General features: G+C 75.1%; 11 protein-coding genes. 9 read left to right on the top strand and 2 right to left on the bottom strand.

Annotated features, from left to right (window positions below; all coding sequences use genetic code 11):
* Positions 1–42 precede the first annotated feature (42 nt).
* From RM844_RS06530 to RM844_RS06495, 8 genes are all read left to right on the top strand, one after another.
* Positions 43–1,134, top strand: a complete 1,092-nt coding sequence (locus RM844_RS06530; protein ID WP_311665797.1) for an NADH:flavin oxidoreductase/NADH oxidase — start codon at positions 43–45, stop codon at positions 1,132–1,134.
* A 162-nt stretch (positions 1,135–1,296) separates the two neighbouring features.
* Entirely contained in the window at positions 1,297–1,974 is a 678-nt protein-coding gene (locus RM844_RS06525) for a uracil-DNA glycosylase (RefSeq protein ID WP_311665795.1), read from the top strand.
* Positions 1,971–2,999 (top strand): N-acetylglucosamine kinase, encoded by a 1,029-nt coding sequence (locus RM844_RS06520; RefSeq protein ID WP_311665793.1) that lies wholly within the window; start codon positions 1,971–1,973, stop codon positions 2,997–2,999. Before RM844_RS06525 ends, RM844_RS06520 begins: the two co-directional genes overlap by 4 nt.
* Positions 3,000–3,130: 131 nt before the next feature.
* Positions 3,131–4,003: a sirohydrochlorin chelatase gene (locus RM844_RS06515; protein ID WP_311665791.1), complete on the top strand. Its 873-nt coding sequence runs from the start codon at positions 3,131–3,133 to the stop codon at positions 4,001–4,003.
* Between the two features lie 179 nt (positions 4,004–4,182).
* Positions 4,183–4,647, top strand: a complete 465-nt coding sequence (locus RM844_RS06510) for a MarR family winged helix-turn-helix transcriptional regulator (protein WP_311665789.1) — start codon at positions 4,183–4,185, stop codon at positions 4,645–4,647.
* Positions 4,648–4,752: 105 nt separating this feature from the next.
* A complete protein-coding gene (locus RM844_RS06505) occupies positions 4,753–6,918 on the top strand; it encodes an MMPL family transporter (protein WP_311665787.1) in 2,166 nt (721 codons plus the stop codon).
* Positions 6,919–7,400: 482 nt separating this feature from the next.
* The gene (locus RM844_RS06500; RefSeq protein ID WP_311665786.1) at positions 7,401–8,123 is read left to right on the top strand and encodes a transglycosylase SLT domain-containing protein; all 723 of its coding nucleotides are present in this window, start codon (positions 7,401–7,403) and stop codon (positions 8,121–8,123) included.
* 161 nt (positions 8,124–8,284) lie between these two features.
* Entirely contained in the window at positions 8,285–8,875 is a 591-nt protein-coding gene (locus RM844_RS06495; RefSeq protein ID WP_311665784.1) for a helix-turn-helix domain-containing protein, read from the top strand.
* Positions 8,876–8,938: 63 nt separating this feature from the next.
* Here RM844_RS06495 and RM844_RS06490 read toward each other — a convergent pair whose 3' ends face one another.
* Positions 8,939–9,967: an SMP-30/gluconolactonase/LRE family protein gene (locus RM844_RS06490; protein WP_311665782.1), complete on the bottom strand. Its 1,029-nt coding sequence runs from the start codon at positions 9,965–9,967 to the stop codon at positions 8,939–8,941.
* Positions 9,968–10,177: 210 nt separating this feature from the next.
* Between RM844_RS06490 and RM844_RS06485 the strand changes: the two genes are divergently transcribed.
* Positions 10,178–11,989 (top strand): flavin-containing monooxygenase, encoded by a 1,812-nt coding sequence (locus RM844_RS06485; protein WP_311665780.1) that lies wholly within the window; start codon positions 10,178–10,180, stop codon positions 11,987–11,989.
* 221 nt (positions 11,990–12,210) lie between these two features.
* Here the strand turns inward: RM844_RS06485 and RM844_RS06480 are convergent, their stop codons facing one another.
* Positions 12,211–12,549 (bottom strand): hypothetical protein, encoded by a 339-nt coding sequence (locus tag RM844_RS06480; protein WP_311665778.1) that lies wholly within the window; start codon positions 12,547–12,549, stop codon positions 12,211–12,213.
* Positions 12,550–12,573 lie beyond the last annotated feature (24 nt).

The raw sequence follows: 12,573 nt of genomic DNA, 5'->3' as shown, positions 1-12,573 counted from the left end.
CACGGGCGCCGGGCGCGCGGGCCGAACGCTGGAGGAGTCGCTGTGAGTTCGCTGTTCGAGCCGTGGTCGGTACGTTCGCTGACGGTGCCCAACCGGGTCTGGATGGCCCCCATGTGCCAGTACTCGGCGGACGTCGCGGGCCCGGACACCGGCGTGGCCAACGACTGGCACTTCACCCACTACACCAGCCGGGCGGTCGGCGGCGCCGGCCTGATCCTGCTGGAAGCGACGGCGGTCAGCCCCGAGGGCCGGATCAGCCACGGTGACCTGGGCCTGTGGAACGACCGGCAGCAGGCTGCGCTGACCCGGCTGGCCGGCGCCATCAGGGAGCGGGGCGCGGTCGCCGGGGTGCAGCTGGCGCACGCCGGCCGGAAGGCCTCCAGCCAGCTGCCCTGGGAGGGCGGCGGCCCGCTGGGCGGGGAGGAGCGGCCCTGGCCGACGGTCGGGCCGAGCCCGGTGCCGTTCGCCGAGGGGCACCCGGCGCCGCACGAGCTGTCCGAGGCGGAGATCGCCGAGGTGGTCGAGCAGTTCGCGGCGGCGGCCCGGCGGGCACTGGCCGCCGGCTTCCAGGTGGTCGAGGTGCACGGCGCGCACGGCTACCTGATCGGCGAGTTCCTCTCCCCGCACAGCAACCACCGCACCGACGGCTACGGCGGCGACTTCGCCGGCCGCAGCCGGCTGGCGCTGGAGGTGGTGTCGGCGGTGCGCGCGGTCTGGCCGGCCGAACTGCCGCTGTTCTTCCGGATCTCGGCCACCGACTGGCTGCCGGAGGGCGGCTGGACGCCGGACGACACGGTGCGGCTGGCGGGCGAGCTGCGGGCGCGCGGGGTGGACCTGCTGGACGTCTCGTCCGGCGGGAACGCGGCCGGGGTGCGGATCCCGACCGAGCCCGGCTACCAGGTGCCGTTCGCGGCGCGGGTCAAGGCGGAGACCGAACTGCCGGTGGCGGCCGTCGGGTTGATCACCGAGCCGGGGCAGGCGGAGAAGATCCTGGAGGCCGGCGAGGCGGACGCGGTCTTCCTGGGCCGGGCGCTGCTGCGGGAGCCGTACTGGCCGCGGCGGGCGGCCGACGAGCTGGGCGCGACGGACGCGCCGGTGCCCGCGCAGTACGAGCGCGCGCACCCGCGCCGCTGACCGGGCGGGGCGGCGGCGCGCGGTCACTCCCGCGCGCCGCTCCCCCGCCGTCACTCCCGCTCACCGGCGGGGACACCGTTGCCCCGGGCGCGCGGGATGGTGTCGCACGCCCGGGGTGTGCGGGCAACGCGCTGTCAGTGCTTGCCAGTAGGGTGACCGACCGTGGCAGCACGAGCATTGCATGAGATTGTCGAACCGGGCTGGGCCAAGGCGCTGGAGCCGGTGGCGGAGCGGATCGCGGCGATGGGGGACTTCCTCCGGGCGGAGATCGCCGCCGGCCGCACCTACCTGCCCGCCGGCCAGAACGTCCTCCGCGCCTTTCAGCAACCCTTCGACGAGGTAAGGGTGTTGATCGTCGGCCAGGACCCCTATCCGACGCCGGGGCACGCCGTGGGGCTGAGTTTCTCGGTGGCGCCCGAGGTGCGTCCACTCCCCGGCAGCCTGGAGAACATCTACCGGGAGCTGCACGAGGACCTGGGGCTGCCCAGACCCTCGACGGGCGATCTGACGCCCTGGACGGGCCAGGGCGTGCTGCTGCTCAACCGCGCCCTGACGACGGCGCCGCGGCGGCCGGCGGCGCACCGGGGCAAGGGCTGGGAGGAGGTCACGGAGCAGGCGATCCGGGCGCTGGCGGCGCGCGGCAAGCCGCTGGTGGCGATCCTGTGGGGCCGGGACGCCCGGGGGCTGCGTCCGCTGCTCGGGCCGGTGCCGGCGGTGGAGTCGGCGCACCCGTCGCCCATGTCGGCGGACCGGGGCTTCTTCGGTTCGCGGCCGTTCAGCCGGGTCAACGCGCTTCTCGCCGAGCAGGGCGCGGCCCCGGTGGACTGGAAGCTGCCGTGACGGCCGGCCCCGCCGGGGGCGCGGCCTGGGTGCTGGGGGTGGATTCCGGCGGTTCCGGGCTGCGCGTCGCGCTGGCCCGGGCCACTCCCGACGGGGTCGAGCCGCCGGCCGGCGAGCGGCGCACCGCGGAGCCGGTGCGCACCGGCCCCGGCGGGATCGACGCCGGCCATCTGCTGGCCCAACTGCTGCCGGCGGCCCGGGCGTTGCTGGACGAGGCGGCGCCGGCGGCGCGGATCGACGCGGTCTGTGTCGGCGCCGCCGGGATGGCGACGCTCGGCGGGCGGCTGCGCGCCGAGCTGCCGGAGGCGCTGGCCGCCGGCCTGGGCGCGCGCCGGCTGGCGCTGGCCGCCGACGCGGTCACCGGGTACGCCGGCGCGCTGGGCGAGGCGCCGGGCGCGGTGGTGGCCGCCGGTACCGGGATGATCGCGCTGGGCACCGAGTTGCGCGCGTGGCGGCGGGCGGACGGCTGGGGCCATCTGCTGGGCGACTGCGGGGGCGGCGCCTGGATCGGGCAGCGCGGGCTGGCGGCGGCGCTGCGCGAGCACGACGGCCGGTCGGGCGGCTCGGCCGCGCTGCTGGCCCGGGCGGAGGCGGCCTTCGGGCCGATGCCGGGCCTGCCGTCGCGGCTGTACCCGCGGGCCGACCGGCCGGCGGTGCTGGCGTCGTTCGCCCCCGAGGTGGCACGCTGCGCGACGGCGGCCGAGCCCGATCCGGTGGCGGTCGGCATCCTGGCCGCTGCGGCGGCGGAGATCGCGGAGACGGTGGCCGCCGTCTACCCGACCGCCGTCGAGCCGTCGGCCGGTCCGGGCCGAGTGGCGCTCACCGGGGGGCTGTTCCGGCTGGGCGAGCCGCTGACCGGGCCGTTGGCCGGGGAGTTGGCGCGCCGGCTGCCGGCGGCCGAGGTGGTACCGGCGGCGGGTTCCCCGTTGGACGGCGCGCTGTTGCTCGCCGGCCGGCTGGCGTTCGGCGGCAGCCGGCTGCCGGCGGACCCGGGGCTGCTGCACCTGGTCGGGGAGCGGGGGTGAGCCGGCGGGGACCGCGGGTAAAGGCCGATATCGCGTCCGTCACACCGACGTGCGGGATATACCGGGACACACCTGCTTCTGGTCCCCCCGGGCGAACGGTCAAGCGGGGCAAGGCATTAACATGCGGCGACATGAGCTCCTCCACTGGACCGGCCTCCGGCCTCCCCGTTCGTATGCCGCGCCCCCGCCAGTCCGGCCGTCACCGCAGGCCGGAGCCGGTGTCCGCGCCGGAGGGCGCGCCCCCGCTGGTGCTTGCCGTACCCGGGGTGCCGTCCGCCGGCAGCCTCTCGGTCGCGGAGGAGGTGCTGAGCATCGCGCGCTCCGAACTGCCCGGGCTGGACGCCCGGATCGGCTTCGCCGAGACGACGGACGAGGGCTTCCCGGCGTTGGCCGAGGTCCTCTCGGAGGCCGATGCGAAGGCCTCGGACTCCTCCGGCGCGCCGAGCGCGATCGTGGTGCCCCTGCTGGCCGGCCCGGACAGCTCCCAACTGCACGGGATACGGCAGGCGGTGCTGGGCAGCGGCTCGGCCGCCGAGCTGACCGACGTGTTGGGCCCGCACCCGCTGCTGGCCGAGGGGGTGCACGTCCGGCTCTCCGAGTCCGGTCTGGCGCGCGCCGACCGGGCGCGGCTGTTCACGGTGGCCACGGCGGCCGACGGCATCGTGCTGGCCACGGTCGGCGGTGAGGAGGCGGTGCAGACCGCCGGGATCACCGGGATGCTGCTCTCCGCGCGGCTGGCCGTGCCGGTGCTGGCGGCGGCGCTGGACGAGGAGGGCGCGGTGGCGGCCACGGCGAACCGGCTGCTGGAGGCCGGCTCCCGGCAGCTGGCCCTGGCGCCCTGCCTGATCGGCCCGGAGATCGCGGACGGGCTGCTGGACTCGGCGGCCAAGGAGGCCGGTTGCCCCGTGGCGGAGCCGCTGGGCGCCTACCCGGCGGTCGGCAAGCTGGTGCTGTCCACCTACATGGCGGCCGCTGGCCTGGCCCCGCAGCGTACACAGAACTGACCGGGCGCCCCGCCCGGCCGGCCGCACCGCGTGCTGCGGGCCGCCGGCGGCGGGGCGAGGTCGCCACGGGTTCGACCCTCCGGTCAACAGGAGCCACCGGAGGGTCGGGCCCGGCTGCCGTTGGGTGGCGGCGGCCCGCCCCCGGCGGGGCTCACCTCGCGTTTCTATAGGCTGACGTCATGCCCGGTACCGAGAATCCGGCGGCCGACCTCCCGGCGTTCGCACGACAGTTGCGCCGCGTCAACGGCGAGATCAACCGCCTTCTGCACGGCTTCGCCCTGGCCCAGGGGCTCCACCCGACGGACGCCCAGGCGCTCGGCGTGCTCCTGGACAGCCCCGAGCCACTGACCCCCGGCCGGCTGGGTGCCCGGCTCGGCCTGACCTCGGGCGCGGTGACCGCGTGTCTGGACCGGCTGGAGCGGGCCGGCCTGGTGCGGCGGGAGCGGGCCAGCGAGGACCGCCGGGTGGTGCATGTGCACTTCGTGGCCCCGGCCCGCGCCGCGGCCCGGGAGCACTTCCGCCCGTTGGCCACCGCGACGGAGAGCGCGCGGGCCAGGTTCAGCGCCGGGGAGCTGGCCGTGGTGGCCCGTTTCCTCACCGCGCTGGGCGAGGAGTTGAGCGAGCAGCCCGCGCCGCGCCGCTGACCCTCCCCCCTTGGCAGAACCTCCTGGGTGGGTCGGCTACATTTATCTTGACGATTGAGATTGTTAGTCAATGAGCTATTTCTCGCCCCCCTTGGGAGATCCCCCATGTTCAGCGCCACCCGACGAACGACCTGGCTGGTCGCCCTCGTCGTCCTGCTGGCCTGGCTCGGCGTAGGCGCCGGGCTCAGCTCCTTCGCCGGCCGGCTCGGCGAGGTCGCCACCAACGACCAGGCCTCCTTCCTGCCGCAGAGCGCGGAGTCGACCCAGGTGGTCCGGGCACAGGAGGCGTTCCGGCAGGACGAGACGCTGCCGGCGATCATCGTCTGGACGGCGGAGGAGGGCGACGCCGACCTCAGCGAGGAGCAGGCCGGGGCGGCGACCGAGGCCCTGCGGGCGCTGGCCGACGACCCGGCCCTGGCCGGCCAGCCGTCCCCCGCGCTGCGCTCCGACGACGGGCTGGCGCTGCAGGCGGTGGTGCCGCTCGACCCGGCCCTTGAGGAGGAGCTGCCGGAGACCCTGGAGCGGGTGACGTCGGCGGCCGAGCGGGTGTCGGGCACGACCGTGCGGGTGGCCGGTCCGGCCGCCAGCCAGGCCGACCTGTCGGACGCCTTCGCCGGCATCGACGGTCTGCTGCTGGGCGTCGCGCTGACCACCGTGCTGCTGATCCTGCTGCTGGTCTACCGCAGCGTGCTGCTGCCGCTGGTGATCATCATCGGCGCGGTCTTCGCGCTGGCGCTGGCCTGCGCGGTGGTCTACTTCCTGGCCGACCGCGACGTGCTGACGGTGGACGGGCAGGTCCAGGGCATCCTCTTCATCCTGGTGATCGGCGCCGCCACGGACTACGCGCTGTTGTTGACCGCGCGGTTCCGGGAGGAGCTGGCGACCACCGAGGACCGGTACGCGGCGATGCGGACGGCGTGGAAGCGGTCGGTCGAGCCGATCGTGGCCAGTGGCGCGACCGTGGCACTCGGCCTGCTGGCGCTGCTGTTGAGCGACCTCGCCAACAACAAGGCGCTGGGGCCGGTGGGCGCCATCGGCATCGCCTGCGCCGTGCTGAGCGCGCTGACCTTCCTGCCGGCGGCGCTGCTGCTCGCCGGCCGGGCCGCGTTCTGGCCGGCCAAGCCGGGTCCCAAGGCCAAGCGGGGCGGTGGGCAGGGGGTGTGGTCGCGGATCGCCAGGCTGGTCGACACCAGGCCACGGCAGGTCTGGGCCGCCACCCTGGTGGTGCTGCTGGCCGGCGCCGCGTTCGCGCCGACGCTCAACTCCAAGGGCGTGCCGCTGGACGAGATCTTCGTCAACGACGCGCCCTCGGTGGCCGCCCAGGAGACCCTCGGCGAGCACTTCCCCGGCGGCGCCGGAAACCCGACCGTGGTCATCGCCGACGCCGGCGCCCTGGACCAGGTCATCGCCTCGGCCGAGCGGACCGACGGGGTGGCCTGGGCCGAGCCGGTGACCGCCACGGGCGGCCCCGGCGGCGGCGAGCCGCTGGTGGTGGACGACCGGGTGCGGGTGGACGTCACCCTGGAGGACCCGGCGGACAGCGACGCTGCGCAGGAGACCGTGGTCGATCTGCGGACCGAGCTGCACGCGCTGCCCGAGGCCGACGCCCTGGTCGGCGGCTACACGGCGCAGCAGTACGACACCCAGACGCAGGCCGGCGAGGACCGGGCACTGATCGTCCCGGTGGTGCTGGCGATCATCCTGGTCATCCTCATCGGCCTGCTGCGTTCGCTGGTGGCCCCGCTGCTGCTGGTGGCGACCGTCGGGCTGAACTTCCTGACCACGCTGGGCGTCTCGGCGCTGGTCTTCCAGGGGCTGCTGGGCTTCGCCGGGACGGACTCCTCGGTGCCGCTCTACGGCTTCGTCTTCCTGGTGGCGCTGGGCGTGGACTACAACATCTTCCTGATGTCCCGGGTCCGGGAGGAGACCGAGCTGCACGGCACCCGGGAGGGCATGCTGCGCGGGCTGACCTCGACCGGCGGGGTGATCACCTCGGCCGGCGTGGTACTGGCGGCGACGTTCGCGGCGCTGAGCGTGATCCCGCTGGCCTTCCTGCTCCAGATCGCCTTCATCGTGGCCTTCGGCGTGCTGCTGGACACCCTGGTGGTGCGCTCACTGCTGGTGCCGGCGCTGGTCCGGGACATCGGGCCGCGGGTCTGGTGGCCGAGCCCGCTGGCCCGGGTGCGGGACGAGGACCGGAAGGACTCGGCCGCGCCGGCCGGGGGCAGGCCGGCCGAGGACGAGCCGGCCGGGGCCGCCGGCGAACGCTGAGCCCCACCCGTGGCACCGGAAGCCCCCGCCCGACGGCCGTCGGGCGGGGGCTTCCGCCGTTCCCGGCCGGGGGTTCGCGGGAGCACCCCGGCACCGCGGATCGCGTCCGATTTGTCAGCCTTTGCCCATGTTTGCAACCCCAAAGTCGGCGTCGCGCCCCCCACCCGCACAACGCCGCCACCACTCACTCACCGTCGGTGAGGCCATCCCCGCGCGGCTGTGAAGCCGGACATATGACCCGGGTCACCTACGAAACGACGTAGCGGTGCGGCGGGGCCGCGCCGCCACCGCGCACCCGGGACGGACGCGGGAGCACTACGGGCCGGGGTCGTAGGTCACACCTTTGCCGGTCGAATCCGGCGGCGCTAAGACTGGCCGTCGTCCGCAATCGCGGGATTTACCCCCACTTCCATCGAGGAACGACCACATTGTTCGCAAACAGCACCCCTGGCCCCCGCCGGTCCCGGAGCCGCAGGCTCTCGGTGGCCGGTGTCGTCGCCGCCGGCGCCGCGGCCATGGCCGTCTCGCTCGTACCGGGCAACGCGGCGGCCGACTCCGCCAGGACCAGCACCGCGCCCGCGCCGACCGCCACCGGGACCGACGCCCCGGTCGCCTTCACCCTGACCGAGGGCCAGACCGCCGCCTCGCTCCACGAGACGCTTGAGGGGCGCCCCACCGCCCTCGACCTGCGCCCCTTCCTGCACCCCACCCAGATACCCGCCGCCGAGGACGAGGCCGAGGCCGACGCGACCGAGACGGCCGACACCACGGTGGCCGCCGAGGACGCCGGCACCGACGAGCAGCCGGCCGAGGAGGCCCCGGCGGCCGACGAGGCCGCGGCCGAGGCCACCGAGGAGAGCACCGAGCCGGCGGCGGTCGAGTACCCGGACAACCTCGACGGCTGGATCCGCGAGGCGCTGGCCATCATGGACGAGCACGGCATCCCGGGCAGCTACGAGGGCATCCACCGCAACATCATGCGCGAGTCCAGCGGCGACCCCTACGCCATCAACCTCTGGGACATCAACGCCCAGAACGGCGTGCCGTCCAAGGGCCTGCTCCAGGTGATCGAGCCCACCTTCGCCGCCTACCACGTCGAGGGCACCGCCTACGACCAGTACGACCCGGTGGCCAACATCGTCGCGGCCTGCAACTACGCGGCCGACCGCTACGGCTCGATGGACAACGTCAACGGCCCGTACTGATCCACCCCGGGCGGCCCACCACGGGCCGACCCACCACGCCCCACCGACGACGACCGGCAGCCGACGGCCGTCGCCGGTGGGGCGTTCGGCGTGCCGGGAGGCGGGGCCGGCGGGTCCAAGAGCCCGCCGGCCCCGCCCCCGGGCTCGGTAGGCTCCCTGCCGTGACGGAGGACCACAGATCCGCGGCGCGGCGGCCGCCCAACGACGGGCCGCGGGCCGCCGCCCGCAACCGGGCCGCGCTGATCGCCGCCGCCCGCCAGGTCTACGCGGAGCAGGGCCTGGACGCCCCGCTGTCGGCGATCGCCCGCCGGGCCGGGGTCGGGCAGGGCGTGCTGTACCGCCATTTCCCGGACCGGGGGGCGGTGGCCACCGCGGTGCTTGAGGAGAACGTGCGGCAGATCGAGGAGGCGGCGGCGCGGGCGGCCACGCTGCCGGAGATGCTGGGGATCGTCTCCTGGCACCTGACGGACTCGGCCGCCTTCATCAGCCTCTTACACCTGGACGAGGCCAGCCGGCGGTCCGACGAGACCCACGCCTACGCCCTGGACCTCTCGCGGCGGGTCGAGGACGCGCTGCGCAGCCGCACCCCGGCCGGGCACCGGCTGGCCGGGGCGGGCGACCTGATGCTGGCCATCGCCATGGTCGCCGGCGCCGTCACCGGCCGGACCCCGGAGGAACGAGCCCGGCGGGCGCTGGCCGCCTGGCGGCTGCTCGACGTCGAGGTGGGGGCGGTGCGGCCACTCGACGGCTGAGCCGAAGGCCGCCGACGGGGCGACGGGGCGGAGGCGGCGATTCGCGGCGGTCCAGGACCGCGGTCAGCCGCCGTTGGACTGCCGGGTGCCCTCCGCCAGCGCCTCGAAGGTGTACAGGTAGCCGCCGGCCGGTCCGCTGACGGTCAGATAGGCCGTCGTGCCGCCTGGGGTGATCGCGACGTTGGTCGCCGACTCCAGGCCGGCGTGGTCGGTCGGCAGCTCCACGGTCGCCAGGTGGCCGCCGTGCCGGTCGTAGACCAGCATGGCGGCCCGGCCGTGCAGCCCCTGGTAGAGGTTGCCGGCCGCGTCCACCGCGATCGAGTCGGTCTGGGCGATCCCGCCGTCGACCCGGATCGCGGTGTGCCGGGAGGTCACCGCGCCCGCCGCGTCGAGCTTGAGGTAGGAGATCCGGTTCTCCAGGAGTTCGCTGAACCACAGGCCGGCGTGGTCGGCGTCGAAGGAGACGCCGTTGGTCGCGGCCAGCCCGTCGGCCAGCACCGTGGCCTGCTCCCCGTCCCGGTCGATCCGCACCACCCGGCCGAGCGGCTCGCCCTCGGACAGGCCGCGTGAGTCACTGACGTAGAGGTTGCCCGCCGGGTCGAAGGCCAGGTCGTCGGGGTTCATCGGCGCGCCGTCCACCTCGCCGGCGAAGAAGGTCCGCGGATCGCCGCCGTCCGGGGCCAGGCTCACGATCTCGCCGTGGAGGTAGTCGGTCAGGTAGAGCCGACCGTCGTGCGGGCTGAACTGGGCCGAGGTGTAGGCGCCCCGGTCGTCGGTGTGCAGCGGGCGGGCGGTGCCCGCTTCGAGGTCGATCCCGAGCACCTTGGGGTCGCCGGCGGGCGCGGTGACGTCCACCACGATCAGCTGCCCGTCCTCGTCGAAGGTCGGGCCCTCCAGCAGGGTCATCCCGGTCTCCTGGTGGGGCTCGGTCAGCCGCATGACCCGCTCGGCCTGGAGGGTGTGCGGCGGACCGCCGGGCGTCGCGTCCGCCGCCTCCGGCGCGGTGCCGCCGGCCTCCGTGCCGCAGCCGGTGAGGGCCAGGGCGCCGACCGTGGCGAGGGCGGCGAGGGGTCGGATGGTGGGTCGTCGCATGCGAGCGCACTCCTTCGGTCCGCGGGGCGCGGCGGCCCTCGGTGCGGGCGCGGCGCGCGCCCGGTCGGCCGCCGAACACCTATCCGGACAGTGTTGTCCGGTAGTTGTTAGAGTAGCCGCTGTCGCACAAGTGGCAAGCGGCGACAGCCTGGTTGACGGGCCGTCAGACCGCGCCCACCAGCAGCAGAGCAACAGGATCGAGGCCCCCACATGACGCTTCCGCCTGCCCCGACCCCCGACGAGATCGCCGCCCTGAGAGACCGCTACCGCGCCGAGCGCGAACGCCGTGTCCGACCCGACGGGCCCGGCCAGTACCGGCCGACCGAGGCCGACCTCGGCCACTACGCGGCCGACCCGCACGCCGTGGACGACGCGGACCGCGCACCGGTCCGAGACCGGGTGGACGTCGCCGTCGTCGGCGGCGGGTTCGGCGGCATCCTGGCCGGCGCCCGGCTGCGGCGGCAGGGCGTGGCACGGATCCGGATCGTGGAGCGGGGCGCCGACTTCGGCGGCACCTGGTACTGGAACCGCTACCCGGGCGTGCACTGCGACGTGGAGTCGCACGTCTACCTGCCGATGCTGGACGAGACCGGCTACGTCCCCGAGTGGAAGTACGCGCCAGGCGAGGAGATCCGGCGGCACGCGGTGCGGATCGCCGAGCAGCACGGCCTCTACCCCGACGCGCTGTTCGGGACCGCGGTGACCGCGCTGGCCTGGGACGAGACCACCGAGAGCTGGCGGGTGACCACCGACCGCGGGGACGCGTTCCAGGCGACGTACGTGGTCATCGCCACCGGCACCCTCTCCGAGCCGAAACTCCCCGGCATCCCCGGCATCGAGGACTTCAAGGGCCACACCTTCCACACCTCCCGCTGGGACTACGCCTACACCGGCGGCACCCCGGACGGCGGCCTGACCCGGCTCGCCGACCGGCGGGTCGGCGTCGTCGGCACCGGCGCGACGGGCATCCAGGTCATCCCGATGCTGGCCCAGGACGCCGCCCACCTCTACGTCTTCCAACGCACCCCGTCGAGCGTGGACGTCCGGGGCAACCGCCGCACCACCGCCGCCGACGTCGGCGCCGACCGCCCCGGCTGGGCTCGCGCCCGGCGGGAGAACTTCCTGCGCGTCGTCTCCGGCGAGCCCACCGAGACGGACCTCGTCGCCGACCAGTGGACCGCGTCCGCCGCCCTGCTGGAGAAACTGCTACCCAGCTTCCGCCGCCCCGCCCCGGACCGGCGGGCCGCGTTCGAGGCCGCGTACGAGCGCGCCGACGCCGTCAAGATGAACGAGCTGCGGGCCCGCGTCCAACGGTCGGTCACCGACCCCGAGACGGCCGCCAAGCTCCAGCCCTGGTACCGCTACGCCTGCAAGCGCCCCGGCTTCTCCGACCACTACTACCAGGCGTTCAACCGGGACAACGTCACCCTGGTCGACACCGCGGACACGCACGGCATCGAGCGGATCACCGAGACCGGGGTGGTGGTCGGCGACACCACCTACGAACTGGACTGCCTCATCTTCGCCACCGGCTTCTCCGTCGGCGTCTCCGGCGTCCTCACCGGGCGGCTGCCCGTGCACGGCCGCGACGGCGGCCAGCTGCCGCGGGCCTGGGCCGAGCGCGGCCCGCGCACCCTGCACGGCTTCACCAGCCACGGCTTCCCCAACCTGCTCCAGCTGGGGTCGCTACAGAACGCCAGCAGCGTCAACTTCACGCACGTGCTGGACGAACAGGCCGTCCACGTCGCCGCCCTGGTCGCGGCGGCCGAGGCCGAGGACGCCCTGATCGAACCGTCACGGGAGGCGGAGGACGCCTGGTACGCCACCCTCGCCGAGGGCGCCGCCGACCACGCGTGGTTCCACGCCGAGTGCACCCCCGGCTACTACAACGCCGAGGGACGCGGCCGCCCCGACCGCCCGTCCGCCTACCCGCACGGCGCGGTCGCCTTCCACGCGCTGCTGGCACAGTGGCGCGAGCAGTCGATCAACGAGGTCCTCCAGCCACGGACCCGCCGGGGGTAGAGCCGGCGACCCGGGCGGGCCGCTCCGGTGAACCCGCGTGGCTGAGGTCGCCTCTCCCCCGGACCGCGCCGGGGGAGACACGGCTCCGCTCCTGGTCGGGCACCGGGCCAGCCAAAGGCAGCCCGCGGTACGGCGGTTGGCGCACCAGGCGCTCGGGGCCACGCGGCCGTTCGGCGCCCGTTGGAACGGTCAGCGACTCGGCAGCCCCACCGTCAGCACGCTCAGGTCCGCTCGGCGCCGGGTGGCAGCTCGCCGACGTTCGCGAGCCGCCCGCGGAGCATCCGCACCCACGCGTTGCCCTCGTCGTCCAGCAGCTCCCACACCGGCCAGGCCTCGGCGGCCTCGATCGTGTGCAGCAGGCTCCAGTTGAGCCCGTAGGCCGTGTCGCCGTTCGCGGGCAGGAGCGAGACCAGGGCCCGGAGATCCGCGCTGTCGAGCGGGGGGACGACGGCGTCGAGGAGCGCCGAGGCCGCGCTGAGGCGTTGATGGCCGAGCGCGTCATCGAACCTCCGCGCCAGTCGCAGCAGTTCCCTGATCGCTGCCTGCGGCTCGTCGGTCATGCCTCTCCCCCAGCTCGGCGGGCC

The sequence above is a fragment of the Streptomyces chisholmiae genome, assembly GCF_031845445.1.
GTDB classification, from domain to species: Bacteria; Actinomycetota; Actinomycetes; order Streptomycetales; family Streptomycetaceae; genus Streptomyces; species Streptomyces chisholmiae.
Note: the sequence above shows the minus strand (reverse complement) of the source record. Positions and strands in the feature narration are given on the sequence as shown.

Bases quoted from the DNA above. Each gene is read 5' to 3' on its own strand.
- RM844_RS06515 (WP_311665791.1), top strand. From the start codon at position 3,131: ATGAGCTCCTCCACTGGACCGGCCTCCGGCCTCCCCGTTCGTATGCCG.
- RM844_RS06510 (WP_311665789.1), top strand. From the start codon at position 4,183: ATGCCCGGTACCGAGAATCCGGCGGCCGACCTCCCGGCGTTCGCACGA.
- RM844_RS06505 (WP_311665787.1), top strand. From the start codon at position 4,753: ATGTTCAGCGCCACCCGACGAACGACCTGGCTGGTCGCCCTCGTCGTC.
- RM844_RS06490 (WP_311665782.1), bottom strand. From the start codon at position 9,967: ATGCGACGACCCACCATCCGACCCCTCGCCGCCCTCGCCACGGTCGGC.
- RM844_RS06485 (WP_311665780.1), top strand. From the start codon at position 10,178: ATGACGCTTCCGCCTGCCCCGACCCCCGACGAGATCGCCGCCCTGAGA.
- RM844_RS06480 (WP_311665778.1), bottom strand. From the start codon at position 12,549: ATGACCGACGAGCCGCAGGCAGCGATCAGGGAACTGCTGCGACTGGCG.